Annotated in this window: 16 protein-coding genes; 7 read left to right on the top strand and 9 right to left on the bottom strand. The window is 68.1% G+C overall.

Features of this window, described 5'->3' with window-relative positions; all coding sequences use genetic code 11:
* Window positions 1-72: 72 nt before the first annotated feature.
* Entirely contained in the window at window positions 73-1,053 is a 981-nt protein-coding gene (gene ligD / locus AMD30_RS13095; protein ID WP_010841364.1) for a non-homologous end-joining DNA ligase, read from the top strand.
* Here the strand turns inward: ligD and AMD30_RS13090 are convergent.
* On the bottom strand, window positions 1,034-1,438 hold the full coding sequence (locus AMD30_RS13090) for a MarR family transcriptional regulator (protein WP_035717031.1): 405 nt from the start codon (window positions 1,436-1,438) through the stop codon (window positions 1,034-1,036). The genes ligD and AMD30_RS13090 overlap by 20 nt on opposite strands.
* 108 nt (window positions 1,439-1,546) lie before the next feature.
* On the opposite strand from AMD30_RS13090, the gene AMD30_RS13085 reads away from it, so the two are divergent.
* A complete protein-coding gene (locus tag AMD30_RS13085) occupies window positions 1,547-2,146 on the top strand; it encodes a maleylpyruvate isomerase family mycothiol-dependent enzyme (protein ID WP_055475921.1) in 600 nt (199 codons plus the stop codon).
* A gap of 11 nt (window positions 2,147-2,157) precedes the next feature.
* Here the strand turns inward: AMD30_RS13085 and AMD30_RS13080 are convergent, their stop codons facing one another.
* Window positions 2,158-2,982, bottom strand: a complete 825-nt coding sequence (locus AMD30_RS13080) for an NUDIX hydrolase (protein WP_055475920.1) — start codon at window positions 2,980-2,982, stop codon at window positions 2,158-2,160.
* Window positions 2,982-3,818, bottom strand: coding sequence for an ABC transporter ATP-binding protein (locus AMD30_RS13075; protein WP_055475945.1), 837 nt, complete (start codon window positions 3,816-3,818; stop codon window positions 2,982-2,984). The genes AMD30_RS13080 and AMD30_RS13075 overlap by 1 nt, the downstream gene beginning before the upstream one ends.
* A gap of 122 nt (window positions 3,819-3,940) precedes the next feature.
* Here AMD30_RS13075 and AMD30_RS13070 point away from each other — a divergent pair, with 122 nt between their 5' ends.
* Window positions 3,941-4,945 carry an LLM class flavin-dependent oxidoreductase gene (locus AMD30_RS13070; protein WP_035717013.1) on the top strand — a complete coding sequence of 335 codons (1,005 nt, stop codon included), beginning with the start codon at window positions 3,941-3,943 and terminating at the stop codon, window positions 4,943-4,945.
* A gap of 4 nt (window positions 4,946-4,949) precedes the next feature.
* Here AMD30_RS13070 and AMD30_RS13065 read toward each other — a convergent pair whose 3' ends face one another.
* The 4 genes from AMD30_RS13065 to ctaD are packed head-to-tail and all read right to left on the bottom strand — an operon-like array spanning window position 4,950 to window position 9,202.
* Window positions 4,950-5,399, bottom strand: coding sequence for a cupin domain-containing protein (locus AMD30_RS13065; protein WP_055475919.1), 450 nt, complete (start codon window positions 5,397-5,399; stop codon window positions 4,950-4,952).
* Window positions 5,396-6,157 carry a peptidyl-tRNA hydrolase gene (locus tag AMD30_RS13060; RefSeq protein ID WP_055475944.1) on the bottom strand — a complete coding sequence of 254 codons (762 nt, stop codon included), beginning with the start codon at window positions 6,155-6,157 and terminating at the stop codon, window positions 5,396-5,398. The genes AMD30_RS13065 and AMD30_RS13060 overlap by 4 nt, the downstream gene beginning before the upstream one ends.
* Before the next feature lie 15 nt (window positions 6,158-6,172).
* Entirely contained in the window at window positions 6,173-7,414 is a 1,242-nt protein-coding gene (gene serB, locus AMD30_RS13055; protein ID WP_055475918.1) for a phosphoserine phosphatase SerB, read from the bottom strand.
* Window positions 7,415-7,417: 3 nt separating this feature from the next.
* On the bottom strand, window positions 7,418-9,202 hold the full coding sequence (gene ctaD, locus AMD30_RS13050; RefSeq protein ID WP_055475917.1) for an aa3-type cytochrome oxidase subunit I: 1,785 nt from the start codon (window positions 9,200-9,202) through the stop codon (window positions 7,418-7,420).
* A 291-nt stretch (window positions 9,203-9,493) separates the two neighbouring features.
* Here ctaD and AMD30_RS13045 point away from each other — a divergent pair, with 291 nt between their 5' ends.
* On the top strand, window positions 9,494-10,534 hold the full coding sequence (locus tag AMD30_RS13045; protein WP_197282778.1) for an ABC transporter substrate-binding protein: 1,041 nt from the start codon (window positions 9,494-9,496) through the stop codon (window positions 10,532-10,534).
* Window positions 10,535-10,669: 135 nt separating this feature from the next.
* Window positions 10,670-11,158, top strand: a complete 489-nt coding sequence (locus AMD30_RS13040; RefSeq protein WP_055475916.1) for a beta-class carbonic anhydrase — start codon at window positions 10,670-10,672, stop codon at window positions 11,156-11,158.
* A 9-nt stretch (window positions 11,159-11,167) separates the two neighbouring features.
* On the opposite strand, the gene AMD30_RS25260 is transcribed toward AMD30_RS13040, so the two are convergent.
* The gene (locus AMD30_RS25260; RefSeq protein WP_193748540.1) at window positions 11,168-11,338 is read right to left on the bottom strand and encodes a hypothetical protein; all 171 of its coding nucleotides are present in this window, start codon (window positions 11,336-11,338) and stop codon (window positions 11,168-11,170) included.
* Window positions 11,339-11,518: 180 nt separating this feature from the next.
* Between AMD30_RS25260 and AMD30_RS13030 the strand changes: the two genes are divergently transcribed.
* Window positions 11,519-14,521, top strand: coding sequence for a DEAD/DEAH box helicase (locus tag AMD30_RS13030; protein ID WP_055475915.1), 3,003 nt, complete (start codon window positions 11,519-11,521; stop codon window positions 14,519-14,521).
* On the top strand, window positions 14,518-15,330 hold the full coding sequence (locus AMD30_RS13025; RefSeq protein WP_055475914.1) for an SWIM zinc finger family protein: 813 nt from the start codon (window positions 14,518-14,520) through the stop codon (window positions 15,328-15,330). Before AMD30_RS13030 ends, AMD30_RS13025 begins: the two co-directional genes overlap by 4 nt.
* Window positions 15,331-15,379: 49 nt before the next feature.
* Here AMD30_RS13025 and nrdF read toward each other — a convergent pair whose 3' ends face one another.
* The gene (gene nrdF, locus AMD30_RS13020) at window positions 15,380-16,387 is read right to left on the bottom strand and encodes a class 1b ribonucleoside-diphosphate reductase subunit beta (RefSeq protein ID WP_055475913.1); all 1,008 of its coding nucleotides are present in this window, start codon (window positions 16,385-16,387) and stop codon (window positions 15,380-15,382) included.
* Window positions 16,388-16,647: the final 260 nt, after the last annotated feature.

Raw genomic sequence — 16,647 nt, 5'->3', positions numbered from 1 at the left:
TCGATGCCCCAGCCCGGAGACGCGGCCCGCAGAGTCCGCCGCCGCGGACGCCGGAGTCATACAGTGACGGACATGGCGAAAACGTCGGCTTCCGCAGGTGATCCCATCGAACTCGAGGTCGGCGGACGCACCGTCCGGCTGTCGAGCCCGGACCGCGTCTACTTTCCCGAGCGCGGCGAGACCAAGCGCGACCTCGCCGAGTACTACCTGTCAGTGGGCGACGGGATCGTGCGCGCCCTGCGCGACCGCCCGTGCATGCTGCACCGGTTTCCCAAGGGCGTCAGCGGCAACAAGGTGCACCAGAAACGCGTCCCGGCCGGCGCACCGGACTGGCTGGAGACCACCGAGATCTACTTCCCGCGGTTCGGCCGCACCGCCGACGAACTGTGCGTCACCGAATTGGCGTCGGTGATCTGGGCGGTGCAGATGTCGACCGTGGAGTTCCACCCCTGGAACTCGCGTCGCGCCGATCCCGAGACCCCCGATGAATGGCGAATCGACCTCGACCCGATGCCCGAGTGCACGTTTCCGCGGGTTCGCCGCGTGGCGCACGTCGTCGAAGAGGTGCTCGACGAGCTGGGCATGCGCGGGTTCCCGAAGACCTCGGGTGGTCGAGGCCTGCACATCTATGTCCGCATCGCACCGGAATGGGGCTTCCCCCAGGTCCGACGCGCCGCGCTGGCGTTCGCGCGGGAGGTCGAGCGCCGGGCGCCCGACGACGTGACGACGACGTGGTGGCGCAAGGACCGTGACCCCGCCGCGGTCTTCGTCGACTACAACCAGAACACCCGCGACCACACGATGGCCTCGGCCTATTCCGTGCGCGGTAACGAACGGGCCACCGTGTCGACACCGATCACCTGGGCCGAGATCGACGACATCGAACCCGACGACTTCACGATCGCCACCGTGCCGGCCCGCTTCGCCGAACTCGGGGACCTCCACGGCGAGATCGACGATGTCGCCCACCGCCTCGACACGCTCATCGACTGGGCCGACCGTGACGACATCGGTGACGACGAGGGCGCCGAGGTCATCGATATGGATCGGTGACCTCGCGCAACGACCGCATCGCCTCCTCGAGGGCGGCGAACTGTTCGGCACCGAGATGCTCGCGCCACTCCTGCTCCTGCACCTCGACCTCGCGGGCAGCGACCTCACACAGCCGCACACCCCGTTCGCTCAGGGTCACCAGCCGCGCGCGACGGTCGGTCGGGTCGGGCACCCGGGTCAGGTAGCCCGCGGCTTCCAGCTGGTCGACGATGCCGCCCGCGGTCTGTTTGGTGACACCCGCCTGCTCGGCGAGGTCGGTCAGCCGCATCGGCTCGGGCGCCAGCCGTTGCAGGACCCGGGACTGCGCCGGGGTGATGTCGCCGGCCCCTTCTTCGGCGATCCGTGCCAACACCCGACGCTCGGTCGCACGGTGGGCGATGAACATCAGGACGGCGATCTGCGGCTGGTCGTCGGACACCCCATTGACGTTAGTACGAAGACCTGACTAATATCAGTCAGGGAACCTGACTATCGATCCGTAGTGGGAGCGATCATGGACACCGACCTCATCTGGCAACACATCGACGAGCAACGGCTCGAACTCGCCGCGCTGATCGAGACCCTCACTTCCGAACAACTCGCCACCCCGTCGCTCTGCGACGCGTGGACGGTGCGCGACGTCGCGGTCCACCTCACCCACTCACACACCTCACCGATACGCGCGATGCTCGCCGCATGCCGGTACGGGTTCCGGTTCGACACGATGATCCGCGAACTCGCGTTGCGCGACCACACCTCGGCCGACGAGGCGGCCGCCACGTTGCGCGCCATGGTCGGGTCCCGCCGTCATCCGATCGGGACGACCCCGATGGCTCCGCTCCTCGACTCACTGCTGCACGGGCAGGACATCACGGTGCCCCTCGCCATCGACCGGACGATGCCGCACGACGCCGCGACGGCGTGTGCCGCCTACCTGTGGTCGACCGGATTTCCGTTCCATGCGCGGCGACGCAACGCCGGACGACGGTTCGTGGCCACCGACAGCGGGTTCGCGGTCGGCGAAGGTGAAGTCGTCGAGGCACCGATTCGCGACATCGTGATGCTGTTCGGCGGGCGGTCCAGCGCCGCCGGGGTGCTGGCGCCCTCCCTCTGAGAGCGTCTGCGTCAGAGCGTGATGTCCGGCGGCTTCTGATCGCCGAGCGTTCGGAAGTACTCGTCGGAGTTGGGGAAACCGAGGCCGGCGAGTCCCGCGCCGGGCGTGACGTCGGGCAGGACCGGTTCGATGACGCGCTCGGCGTCGAGCAGTTCGTCGATGCTCGAGAACCCGGAGACATAGTTGAGCTGCGACCACGTCGGCGGCATGAGGAAATGCGCGCCCGCCGCCCATGAGTCGATCGCGACCCGGGCATTCACCCACCTCGCGACCTCGGCTTCGGTGGTCTCGGCGTCGGCATGCTGACCGTCGGGCATCGCCGCCAGGAAGAACCGGGTGTCGTAGCGTCGCTTCTCGTTGACCGGGGTGATCCAGTGGGCGAGCGGCCGCAGAAGATCGGCACGCAGCGTGAGCCCGCGCGAGGTGAGGAACTGCGCGAACGACAACGACTTCTCGACGAGGCGTCGCCGATCGTCGGCCAGGCCGGCAGGGTCGGCGAACGCGCCGTCGGCGTCCGTCGCGAGCAGGACGCCGCACTCCTCGAAGGTCTCGCGGACCGCAGCGCACACCAGCGCCTGCGCGGTCTCGGCGTCACTGGCGAACTGCGTGGCCCACCAGGCCGCGTCGGGACCGGTCCACGCCAGGTCGGCGTCGGCGTCGCGCTTGTCCACCCCGCCGCCCGGGAACACCGTCATGCCGCCCGCGAAGGCCATCTGCTTGACGCGGCGTTGGAGGAACACCTCGATGCCCTCGGCGGCGTCGCGGACGAGCACGACCGTCGCGGCGTCCCGCAACGGCGCGGACACGACTCCCGGACCCGGTTCCGTCGACGTCATCAATTACCTCCTGCTGCTCGCCGATGGCCGCCCGCGCGGCGCCGTCGCCGCGCGAAGTACCGACCGTCGACCTTGTCCAGAACGATCTGCTGCCGAAAGGCGGCGGTGAGATTCTCACTGGTGAGCACCTCTTCGAGCAGACCCTGTGCCACGACGCCACCCTCGGACAGGATGAGTGCGTGGGTGAAACCCTCGGGGATCTCCTCCACATGGTGGGTTATCAACACGATGGCCGGGGCGTCGGGATCGGCGGCCAGACGCGCAAGACGGTCGACAAGCTCTTCGCGTCCGCCGAGGTCGAGGCCCGCGGCGGGTTCGTCGAGCAGCAGGAGTTCGGGATCGGTCATCAGCGCGCGCGAGATCACGACGCGCTTGCGCTCACCTTCGGACAGCGTGCCGAAGCGGCGGTCGGCGAGGTGCTCGGCACCCATCGATTCCAGCGACTCGACGGCCTGCGCGCGGTCCATCGCGTCATAACTCTCCCGCCAGCGGCCGAGGACCGCGTAGCCCGCCGAGATCACGACGTCGCTGACGATCTCCTCCGGCGGCACCCGGTCGACCAGCGACGGGCTGGAGACACCGATCCGGGTCGACAGTTCGCGGATCTCCACCCGGCCGAGCTTCTCGTTGAGCACGAAGGCGGTTCCCGAGGTCGGATGGATCTCCGCACCGGCCAGCCGGATCAGCGTTGTCTTGCCTGCGCCGTTGGGTCCGATGATCACCCATCGTTCGTCCAGTTCCACCTGCCAGGACAGCGGGCCGACGAGGGTCTTGCCGCCACGGACGACGGCGACATCGCGAAAATCGATCAGGAGGTCGGGATCGGAATCGGTCACTCCCCCATCCTGCACCACGACCCCGCGTCCGGACGTGTCGACTCTCGGCGCCGTCGAGGTGATCGGGAAACCCCACAACCGCACGGGAATAGGAACGGGCGTGCTCACGGTTGACCTCATTCGTGACGTCTTCGAACCTCCCCTTGTCGATCCTCGACCTCGCGCAGATCGGTCCCGACGAGACGGCTCAGCAAAGCCTTTCCGCCAGTGTCGAACTCGCGCAGCGCGCGGAAGAGTGGGGCTACCGTCGGATCTGGTACGCCGAGCACCACAACATGCCGACGATCGCGTCGTCGGCGCCGGCCGTGCTGATCGCTCACGTGGCGGCGCACACCTCGACCATCCGCCTCGGAGCCGGTGGGGTCATGCTTCCCAACCACGCCCCACTCACCATCGCCGAACAGTTCGGCACACTGGCCGAGCTTCATCCCGGACGTATCGACCTCGGTCTCGGACGCGCCCCGGGCAGCGATCAGCAGACCTTCACCGCCCTCCGACGGACGCACGCCTCCGCCGAGCGTTTCCCGCACGACGTCCTGGAGCTGCAGGCGTTTCTCGGCGACGAGTCCCGCATCGAGGGCGTCCGCGCCACCCCCGGCGCCGGAACGCACGTCCCGCTGTACATCCTGGGCTCCTCGCTGTTCGGCGCCCAGCTGGCCGCCGCGCTCGGTCTTCCCTATGCCTTTGCGTCCCACTTCGCACCGCAGGCCCTGACCGAGGCTGTTGCGCTGTACCGCCGCGAATTCCGGCCCTCCGAGGTCCTCGCAGAGCCCTACGTGATCGCAGGTGTCGGGGCCATAGCGGACGACGACGGCGACCGCGCGAAGGAACTACTCCAGATCTCGAAACGCCAACGAGTGTCGCTGCTCTTCGGCCGCGGTCGCACCTTCACCGACGACGAGGCAGATGCCATCTTGTCGATGCCGCAGGGCCGCCAGATCGACGAGATGTCGACCTACACGGGCGTCGGCACACCCGAGCAGGTTCGCGAGTACCTGACCTGGTTCGCCGGCCATGCCGATGCCGACGAGCTGATCGTCGCGTCATTCGCACCCGACCGCGAGTCCTGGATGGCGACGTTCGGTCATCTGGCCCCGGTGAACACACCGTTGGCAGCTGCCCGGTAGTCGCTCAGGCCAGCCGAAAGTCCTCGAAGTCGAAGCCCGGCACCACGATACAGCTGACCAGCGACGGTTCGTCGCCGGCGGGCCGGGCCCGTTGCCACACACCCGGCGGCACGAGCGCCTGAGGATGCTGTCCGGATTCGATGTCGGGCCCGACGAGAACGGTGGTCGGGTCGCCGGGGGCGTCGGCGCCGCCGCCGAGGTCCAGTTCGACCGGGGCGCCGCGATGGTGCAACCACAACTCGGCGCCGCGGACCGTGTGCCACGCGGACTCGTCGCCCGGCATGAGGACGAAGTAGATCGCGGTCCCGGCGGCCCGTTCGCCGTTGTACTCCGCCGGCAGCGCGTCGCGCGGGATCTCGACCTCGCTTCGCCAGGTCTGCCGGTACCAGCCCCCTTCGGGGTGGGGCTGCAGGTCGAGTTCACGCACCCAGTCGGGCAGTTCTGCCGCGCTCATCCGTGCTCTCCGTCCGTCTTCCCATCGTGACGCACGACTTCGGCGATCACGGTCACCGATCCGGGCGCGATCTCGGTGAAGCCGGCATCGCGCACGGCCACCGCCGTCCCGGCCGCGTCTGCGGCGAGGAGCTCGCGCCATCGCTTGGAACCGGACTGGCGAACCACGAGCGGGCACTCATCCGATCGCCATCGAATCGCCTCCTCGGTCGTCAGCAATTTCGCGGCGAGCATCGACGCGTGCCCGACCTGCGCGGCCAGTTTGCCGACGGTCATCTCCAGGACCGGACTGGTCCATAGCACGACCCCGCGCTCGGGAGGTTCGCCGGACAGCGCCCCCTCGACGTCGGTCCCGCCGATCTGCAGCTTCGCGACACGACGGTCGAGGTCGCCCACGCGTCCGGGTACGAATGCGCGCGCCGATGCGCCGCCCTCAGTCGCGGTCACACCCCAGACCTCTTGCGCGGCAGCCCATTGCGCTCCACGCGCGCGTCGCGCGATCTTCCGGATGCGCGCATTGCACCAGTCGTCCATCGCCGAGGCCCACGGCCCCTCGCCGGCACAGCGTTCGTCGAGGCACAGCAGCGCGACAGCTCTCGCCGCAGCGGTCAGCAGTTCGGTGCGGTCGGGAGGATCGTTCTTCTCGATCCGCAGCACCATCGCCATCGCCAGGACGTCGGCGGGATCGGACGGGTCATCGCCGCCACCGACATAACCGACCAGCCGACGATGATCGGCGGCGATCGCCTCGACATCCATGGAGAGCGGACGCACTCAGCCCAGCGGCACCCGGCGATAGACACCGTCGGCGGCGTCGGCCGCCTCGATCTCGTCGCGGGACACACCCAGGATGAACAGGACCCCGTCGAGGAACGGGTGATTCAGCGTGGCGTCGGCGACCTCGCGCAGCGCAGGCTTGGCGTTGAACGCGATGCCGAGTCCGGCGACGCTGAGCATGTCGATGTCGTTGGCGCCGTCACCCACGGCGATCGTCTGCTCCATCGGGACGCCGACCTGGTCGGCGAACGACCGCAGGGCGTGTGCCTTGCCCATCCGGTCGACCACCTCGCCGATGACCCGGCCGGTGAGCTTGCCGTCGACGATCTCCAGGGTGTTCGCCCGGACGAAGTCGAGTTCGAGTTCGTGCGCGAGGCCGTCGATGACCTGGCGGAAGCCACCCGATACGAGACCGCAGTGGAAGCCGAGCCGGTGCAGCGTGCGGATCGTCGTGCGCGCGCCGGGGGTCAACTCGAGTGACTTGGCGACGTCGTCGAGAACACTCGCGTCGAGGCCGGCCAGTGCTTTGACACGTTCGTGGAGGGACTGCGCGAAGTCGAGTTCGCCACGCATCGCCGCCTCGGTCACCGCGGCGACCTCGGCCTCGCGACCTGCATGCGCGGCGAGCATCTCGATCACCTCACCCTGGATGAGGGTCGAGTCGACGTCGAAGACGATGAGCCGCTTGGCACGCCGGGCGAGGCCGCCACGCTCCACCGCGATGTCCACCGCGTGTTTCGCCGCCACCTCGGCGAGGCCCTTGCGAAGGGCCGCGTCGGCCGCGACGCCCCCGCGACCGGCGACGCTGACCATCAATTCGAGACCGGTGAGCGGATAGTCGGCGATCCCGCGGATCGAGTCGATGTTGCCGCCCTGGCTCGCCAGCTTCGCGGCCACCGCACTGAAGGCGGTCGCTGTCACCGGGCTGCCGAGGATGACGACGGCGTGCGATGACGGCGATCTGCTACCGGGATCCACCCCGATCTCGACGCGGACGTCGAAACCGATGGACGCCATCGCCTGTTCGACGACTTCCTGCAGGGCTTCGGGGTCGCCGGTGGAGGACACCAGGACACCGAGGGTGAGCTGACCCCGGATGACCACCTGCTCGACGTCGAGCAGTGCAACGGCCTGACCGGCCAGGGCACCCATGAGAACAGAGGTGACGCCCGGCCGGTCGGGACCGGTGACAGTGACCAGGACGGTCGTACCGGAACTGGCTGTCGAGTCCTTGCTCACCGGTCAGCGCGGGTCGGGATCCGGAGACCCCTCGTGCGTTCCCACGGTGAACGGCTCGCGACGAGCCTCTTCCATCTGACGGTCCTTGCCCGCTTCGTGACCCGGGCCCACGTGCGCCTCGGCACGCATCCGGTCGATCATGTGCGGGTAGTGCAGCTCGAACGCCGGACGCTCCGACCGGATGCGGGGCAGCTCGGTGAAGTTGTGGCGCGGCGGCGGGCACGAGGTGGCCCACTCGAGCGAGTTGCCGAAGCCCCACGGGTCGTCGACGGTCACGACCTCGCCGTAGCGGTAGCTGCGGAAGACGTTCCACAGGAACGGCAGGGTCGACAGGCCGAGGATGAACGCACCCACCGTCGAGATAATGTTCAGGGTCGTGAAGCCGTCCGACGGGAGGTAGTCGGCGTAACGACGCGGCATGCCCTCGTTGCCCAGCCAGTGCTGCACCAAGAAGGTCATGTGGAAGCCGATGAACGTCATCCAGAAGTGGATCTTGCCGAGACGCTCGTCGAGCATGCGTCCGGTCATCTTCGGGAACCAGAAGTAGATGCCGGCGTAGGTGGCGAACACGATGGTGCCGAAGAGCACGTAGTGGAAGTGCGCGACCACGAAGTAGCTGTCGGACAGGTGGAAGTCCAGCGGCGGGCTGGCGAGCAGGACGCCGGTCAGACCACCGAAGAGGAACGTGACGATGAAGCCGACCGAGAACAGCATCGGGGACTCGAACGTCATGTGACCTCGCCACATCGTTCCGATCCAGTTGAAGAACTTCACGCCCGTGGGCACCGCGATCAGGAACGTCATGAAGGAGAAGAACGGCAGCAGCACTGCGCCGGTGACGTACATGTGATGCGCCCACACCGCGGCCGACAGGGCGGCGATGGCGAGGGTGGCGTAGATCAGGCCCGAGTAACCGAAGATCGGCTTACGCGAGAAGACCGGGAAGACCTCGGACACGATGCCGAAGAACGGCAGGGCGATGACGTACACCTCGGGGTGTCCGAAGAACCAGAACAGGTGCTGCCACAGGATGACGCCGCCGTTGGCCGGGTCGTAGATGTGGGCGCCGAACTGGCGGTCGACCTCGAGACCCATCAGCGCCGCGGTGAGCAGCGGGAAGATGAGGAGGATCAGAACGCTGGTCACCAGGATGTTCCAGGTGAAGATCGGCATGCGGAACATCGTCATACCGGGTGCGCGGAGGCAGACCACGGTGGTGACCATGTTGACCGCGCCGAGGATGGTGCCCAGACCCGAAACACCCAGGCCCATGATCCACAGGTCCGCACCGATGCCGGGGCTGTGCACGGCGTCGGTCAGCGGGGTGTACGCGGTCCAACCGAAGTCGGCGGCACCACCCGGGGTGATGAAGCCGGCGATCGCGATGGTCGAACCGAAGACGAACAGCCAGAAGCCGAGTGCGTTGAGTCGCGGGAAGGCGACGTCGGGCGAGCCGATCTGCAGCGGCAGCACGAAGTTGGCGAAGCCGATCACGATCGGGGTCGCATACATCAGCAGCATCACGGTGCCGTGCATCGTGAAGAGCTGGTTGAACTGCTCAGTGGACAAGAACTGCATGCCCGGCATCGCGAGCTCGCCGCGCATCAGCAGGGCCATGAGGCCGCCGATGAGGAAGAACGCGAAGCAGGCAGAGATGTACATCATGCCGATCAACTTGTGATCCGTCGTCGTCAGCAGCTTGTAGATGAACGAACCCTTGGGCTGATAGCGCTCCGGGAACGGACGCACTGGAGCCACTTGCGTGGTGGGTTGGTCTACCGCGGTCACAGATCCTCCTCTTGCCCGAAACCCACTCCGAACCCCTTCGGACGTGGGTCGGCACATGAACAAACCGAGCGCTGGTTACTGATCCTAAACCCTCACCGGTGCCCGAGCCGAGCGGGTCCTACGATCTGTCGTATTCGATGTCGGAGCCGCCGGATCGGCAGTGCTCATCGGCGGTTTCTTCGACGACGCGCGGGGCTCTCGGAGCAGCCTCCCGGGCGCCGGTGTCCGGTGCCGCGGTGTGCGCTCCCGAGCCTACGCCGGGCACTGTGAGGCCGGTGCTAGGTTGGGCGGGTGCAACGCAGGGTCACGGTCGCGAACGAGGCTGACAGAAGTGTCGACGCCGGCACCCGCCTCTCCCTCGTCCGGCGCGCGGGCCTGGCGACGACGATCGGGTTGACGATGGTCGCACTGGCCGCCTGTTCGGGCGAACAGCCGCTGACGACCCCGGACGGCTCCCCCATCTCCACCGTGACCACCCGAGTCGCCGAGGTGAACATCGTCTCGGCCGACCGCGACTACGCAACGACCTGCCTCGCGCCCACCGCGCCGGATGCCGGTCAGGCCGATGTCGAACGCATCGTCGTCACCGACCCCGCCGTTCTCGACGCACTCTGCGCACTCGGGCTCGGCCCCGAGGTCGTCGCGGTGGCGGCCGACCCCGGCTCCGTCCCGGCATATCTGGGTCCGCAGCTGACCGCGGTCCCGACCATCGGATCGGCCCCCGACGCCGCAGCGGTCGCCGACGCCGACGCCGGCCTCGTGCTCACCACCGCCGACACCGCGGACACGGCGCGACCGTTCACCGGCGTCCGTTCCGTCACCATCCCGGCCGGCGGCACCTGGAAAGAGAAGTTCCAGGCGGTCGCCGACGCCGTGAACCGCAGCGAGGCAGGTCGGGCCCGGCTCGCCGAGTACACGACCGAGGCCACCAAGACCGGCCGACGGATGGATGCCGCCCACACGCAGGTGTCGCTGGTGCGATTCGGGGAGGACTCCGAGACGATCGCCGGGATGGACACCTTCGCCGGGCAGGTCCTCGGCGACATCGGCGTCCAACGCCCCGCCCCGCAGCGCGTGCCGGACTCGTTCCCCGTCACCGACGAGAACTTCCGCGACGCCGACGCCGACCTCATCTATGTCAGCTTCGAGGGCGAGAAGGGTCTCGCCCACGGCGAAGACGTCCTGTTGAGCGACGAATGGCTCAGTCTCGGGGCACCCGTGTGGAAGCGCGTCCTCGCGGTCGACGACGCGCTCTGGTACGAGTCCTCGGGGCTCGCCGCCGCCTGGCTGGTCCTCAACGACGTCAAGGGATCACTCGACGGGAACTCCTGACCCGATTCCGCAGGTGTCGCAGTTCGTTGCGGCACGCGCTACGACTCGCTACATCTGCTGGGGTTGTCGCGGTCACTTCAGATCACCGGCGTCCAAACCCTCGCCGGGCCGAGGGAGACGCATCAGGATCGGCGCATGAGTGTCACCGACGAATACCTCGCGAACAACGCCGACTACGCCAAGACCTTCACCGGCCCGCTGCCCCTGCCTCCCTCCAAGCACGTGGCGGTGGTCGCCTGTATGGACGCGCGCCTCGACGTGTACCGAATTCTCGGACTGAACGACGGCGAAGCCCACGTCATCCGCAACGCGGGAGGCGTGGTGACCGACGACGAGATCCGGTCGGTCGCCATCAGCCAGCGACTCCTCGGCACCACCGAGATCATCCTCATCCACCACACCGACTGCGGCATGCTGACCTTCACCGACGACGACTTCAAGCGGCAGATCCAGGACGAGATCGGACAGAAGCCAGCTTGGTCGGCCGAGGCGTTCGGTGACCTCGACGAAGACGTCCGCCAGTCGCGCACCCGGATCCGGAACAGTCCGTTCGTCAGCAAGACCACGTCGCTGCGCGGATTCGTCTTCGACGTGGCGACCGGACTCCTGCGCGAGGTGTCCTGACCCGAGTACCTAGCCGTCCGTCGAGTCGCCGCCCTCGGAGCGCTGAACCGCCTCGGGGGCGTTCTCGCGGGTGGCCATCCCACCGTCGCGCCCGTGGTCACGCGGGCCGGGCGGATCCTTCTCCACTTCCTTGTCAGAAGCTTCTGACCCGGAAGTCTTGTTGCTCTCGGACTGTCCCATCGGTACCTCCGTGATCGTGCCGGCCGGCGTATCGGCTGCGAGGATCGTCGATACCCGGGACGTCGTGGGGACAAACCACCGGCCGACCACTGTCCTGCCGACCACCGTCCGACCGGACACCCTCGGTCCGCGACGGCGACCGGTGTCGGGGGCCGCGGCTAAACTGGCCGACGATCCTCGATGCCATACGATTCCCCATCCAGCGGGCGGACTCCCCCGGACTCCGCCCCGAAGCCCCATCGCGCCGCGCCCCTGCACGCCCTCTGGCGGCCGGGCGTCGGCATGGCGGTGTGGATCGACGGCGATCTGTCCGACCTGCCATCGTCGCTGCGCGACGTTCTCGACGGCCGCCGGTTCCGCAGCGAGATCCCCGTCGTCGACGCCGACGGTCGCCGGCGGTTCGTCCCCGCCGCGACCCTGGGCATGGCGTCGGCGGTCACGCTGCTCGACTCGTCGCGTGCGGTCGCGGTGACCGGCGACGTCCGGTGGTACCGCTATCTCCTCGACGGCGTGCGGTCGTTCGTGCGGTCCGGCACGGTGGTGCCGTCGGTGCTGCAGGTCGCAGGGGAATGGATGGTCCGCTGGGTCGTCATCGCGACCCCGACGTGGCGCAGCTGGCATGCGGTCGTCGTGGGAAGCGCGCCGGACGCATTGCTGCACAACGGTTCCGCACCGGCCCTCGACGACTTCCTCGCCGAACTCGTCGACCACGAATGCCGTTCTGCCATCGCTCGTTCCGCACTTCGTCTCGGCGAACCCCGACCCGCGTCGCCGATCGTGCGGGCCCTTCTCCCTGACGCGGACCCCCGTCCGCCCAGCTCGCCCGAACGCCTCGCGGCCGCCGCGGGCGGCTGGTCGAGGTGGAACTCCGGCGCCCCACGAGACGACCGGTCGCTGATCTTCCGTCTGCACGAGCCGGAGTACGACGATCTCGCCGAGAACCAGTGGGACGACGCGTGGGACGACGACTCCGTCCCCGAGCCGAGCCGAGCCGAGGTCGCCGAGAGCTCGCGGTGGCGGCTGCAGGTCTGCCGTCGGAGCATCGACGGACAGGTCGAACCCGTCGCACCGCACCGGCTCGACGCCCACGAAATCGACGAGCTGACAACTGAACTGGCGACGGCTGTCCGTGAGTTCCCGGATCTCGGCCGGGCCGATCCCGACCGCGGCTCGCTCGACTTCCTGCTGCCGACCGAGGTCGCCGAAGAACTCTTCGCCACCGGCGCGGCGGCACTGGGGGCGGTCGGCATCCCGGTTCTGCTCCCCCGGACCATCGCCGAGGTCCGTCCGAGCCTGACCCTGCGTGCGCTCGCGCCGCCCGGCGGCGGGGCGCCGGCGGCGATGGTCGGTCTGCGGGAGATCCGGGAGTTCGAGTGGCGCCTCGCCCTCGGCGACACATCCGACGCGATCACGCTCACCGACGCCGATCTGGACGAGCTGTCCGGGCAGAAGGGCGACCTGGTCCGGGTGCGCGGGGTGTGGATGCGCGCCGAGGGTGCCGCGCTCACCCGGGCGGCCGCGTTCGTCGCCGCCCAGCGCGCACTGGCCGCGACCGAACCACCGAGCGACTTCGGCGAGCTGTTCAACCTCGTCACCGGCGAATCGGATCGGCTGCCCGTTCCGGTCTCGCGCGTGGAGGGCCTCTCGTGGCTCGACGACATCGCCGACAGCGGCGCCCTCCGTCCCGAATCCATCACGCCGCCGGCGGATCTGGCCGCCACCCTGCGCCCCTATCAGCAGCGCGGGTTGGACTGGCTCGCCCATCTGTCGGCGCTGGGCGTCGGGGGCGTACTCGCCGACGACATGGGTCTGGGCAAGACCCTGCAGGTCATCGCCCTCGAATGCCACGAGCGGACCGGTTCGACCGGCTCGTCCGACTCCGAACCCACGACGCCGACGCTCGTCGTCTGCCCGATGTCCCTGGTCGGCAACTGGGCGCGGGAGTTCGCGCGTTTCGCGCCGACGCTGCGGGTGGCGATCCACCACGGGCCCTCCCGTGAGTCCGGGGCCGCCTTCGCCGGGATTCGCGACTCGGTCGACGTCGTTGTCACCACCTTCGCTATCGCGGCACGCGACCACGAGCTGCTGTCGTCCCGGCCATGGCATCGGATCGTGGTCGACGAGGCCCAGCACCTCAAGAACGTGAACACCATTGCGGCCAAGGCAGTTCGGACGGTGCCGGCCGATCATCGACTCGCCCTCACCGGCACCCCGGTCGAGAATCGACTGGAAGACCTCCGCGCGGTCATCGACCTGGTCAACCCCGGCCTGCTCGGATCGGCATCGGTCTTCCGGGCGCGCTACGCCGAACCGATCGAACGGGACCGCGATCCGTCGGCGCTCCGACGGCTGTCCGCGATCACCCGCCCCTTCATCCTGCGCCGCGAGAAGTCCGATCCGGCCATCGCCGCGGACCTCCCGGCGAAGGCCGACTTCGCCGTCCGCGCCAACCTCACCGTCGAGCAGGCCGCGCTCTATCGCGCGGTGATCGACGAACTGATGGCGGCACTCCGGGACAAACAGCAGCGCACCCTGCGACGCCGCAACGTGCTGGCCGCACTGACCCGCCTCAAGCAGGTGTGCAACCACCCCGCGCACTATCTCGCCGACGGCACCGACCTCGTCCGCGACGGCGAACACCGTTCCGGCAAGGTCGAACTGCTGGCCGACATCGTTTCCACGGTCGCCGACGAGGGCGACCGCGCTCTGGTCTTCACCCAGTTCGCCGCCTTCGGCGACATGCTCTCGTCGTGGCTGAGTTCGGAGTTCGGTACCGAGATCCCGCTGCTGCACGGCGGTCTGGGGCGCACCGAGCGCGACCGCCTCGTCGCCGACTTCCAGTCCGACGACGGGCCGCCGGTCCTGCTGGCGACCTTGAAGGCCGGCGGCACCGGACTCAACCTCACGGCCGCCAACAACGTCATCCACGTCGACCGCTGGTGGAACCCGGCCGTCGAGGACCAGGCCACCGACCGCGCCTACCGGATCGGCCAGGAGCAGAAGGTGTCGGTGCACCGGTTCGTCTGTGTCGGCACCATCGAGGAGCGTATCGACGACATGATCGCCAGGAAGCGCGAACTCTCCAGGCTGACGGTCGCGGCCGGCGAGAACTGGGTGTCAGACCTGGCCGACGACGAACTCTTCGAGCTGTTCCGGCTGCGAGAGGAGGCGGTCAGCGAATGACGGTGCGCAAGAAGGGCACGCAACGCCGGGGCGAACGGGGCACGATCGCGGTCCGCGGTTACGGCCTCACCTCGTGGTCGCGCGCCTTCGTCGACGTCGTGGAGGGACGCGGAGCCGACGGCGAGTCGGTCGCCGACAGTCGCCGCATCACCAAGGCGCGCAGGTATTTCCGTGATAGGCATGTGCGCGGTCTGCGGATCGGCGCGGGACAGGTGACCGCCTCGGTCGAGGGCACACAGCTCGAACCGTTCGACGTCATTCTGACCACCCGCACCGTCGACACCGCCACGCTCGCGACCCTTATCCGCGAGCGGTCCGCCGTCGATGAACTCATGCTGCTGGCGCGCGGGGAGCAACCTCCGACGCTGGGCGAGCTGTTGGTGCCCACCGAGTCCGCCGACGTCGAGACCGACTGCACCTGCCCCGACGAGGCCCCGCGGTGCATCCACGCGCTCGTCACCTGCTACGAGGTCGCCGCCGAGATCGACCGCACCCCGCTGACCCTGCTCACCGTGATGGGCACCGACCTGCGGGCACTGCTGGCCGAGATCGATTCGCGCCCCGCGGAGGCACGGACATCGGACGACGACGCCGGGTCATCGGACTCCCTGCGACCCGACGACTACTACGGCACCACGTCGACGCTGCCGGCGCTCCCGTCGCCGTCGCGGATGAATCCGCTGACCGCGCTCGACGGCGGGGAGTTGCGCGCCGCGTTGCGCGCGACCGGCGTGGCGCCCGCCGACATCGCCGAGACGATCGACGAACTCGGCGACCTCTACGACCGCCTCACCGTCGACGATTCGTAGCGTCAATGCGCGCCATGTGCGCATTGACGCTACGAAATCCCCAGGGGGACTAGAAGTCCCAGTCCTCGTCCTCGGTGTTGACGGCCTTGCCGATGACGTATGAGCTGCCCGACCCGGAGAAGAAGTCGTGGTTCTCGTCGGCGTTGGGCGACAGGGCCGACAGGATCGCCGGGTTCACGTCGGTCTCGTCGCGCGGGAACATCGCCTCGTAACCCAGGTTCATCAGGGCCTTGTTCGCGTTGTAGCGCAGGAACTTCTTGACGTCCTCGCTGAGCCCGACCTCGTCGTAGAGCGCCTCGGTGTAGTCGCTCTCGTTGTCATACAGCTCGAACAACAACTCGAAGGTGTAGTCCTTGAGCTCCTGACGACGCTCCGGGGTCTCGACCTCGAGCCCGCGCTGATACTTGTAACCGATGTAGTACCCGTGCACGGCCTCGTCGCGAATGATCAGACGGATCAGGTCGGCGGTGTTGGTGAGCTTTGCGCGGCTCGACCAGTACATCGGCAGGTAGAAGCCGGAGTAGAACAGGAACGACTCGAGCAGCGTCGAGGCGACCTTGCGCTTCAGCGGGTCGTCGCCACGGTAGTAGTCCATGACGATCCGGGCCTTGCGCTGGAGTTGCTCGTTCTCCTCCGACCAGCGGAACGCCTCGTCGATCTCCTTGGTGGAGCAGAGCGTCGAGAAGATCGAGCTGTAGCTCTTGGCGTGCACCGACTCCATGAACGCGATGTTGGTGAGCACCGCCTCCTCGTGCGGAGTGGTCGCATCCGGGATCAGGGACACCGCGCCGACCGTGCCCTGGATGGTGTCGAGCAGGGTGAGACCGGTGAACACCCGCATGGTGAGCTGCTTCTCGTACTCGGTGAGCGTGCCCCACGACGGGATGTCGTTGGACACCGGCACCTTCTCGGGCAGCCAGAAGTTACCGGTGAGGCGATCCCACACCTCGGCGTCCTTCTCGTCGGGCACGCGGTTCCAGTTGATCGCCGAGACCCGGCTGACCAGCTTGATGGGCGCTCCGTCGGCGGGGCTGTGGGGAGTGGACGCAGTCGTCATAGAGATCTAGCTTCTTTCGCCGAGGTCGTTCCTTGCGAGACAATTGGCGACCAGAGTGTCTAAGCAGGTCCTGCTCAAACTCTTAGAGTCGACGCCGCGGCGGCTATCCCGCGACCCGTACTAACGACCCTAACGTACACCAGCGAGGCACCGGGCCCAAAAGCACCACGGCGTGGAAAGTTGCTGAAATATCTTGGCACACAAAGAGAGCTGGCGGCACGGGTGTGCCGCCAGCTCTCCGGGGACGGTGTGTGACGGGT

Source organism: Gordonia sp. HS-NH1, from assembly GCF_001418765.1.
Taxonomy (GTDB): Bacteria; Actinomycetota; Actinomycetes; order Mycobacteriales; family Mycobacteriaceae; genus Gordonia.
Note: the sequence above shows the minus strand (reverse complement) of the source record. Positions and strands in the feature narration are given on the sequence as shown.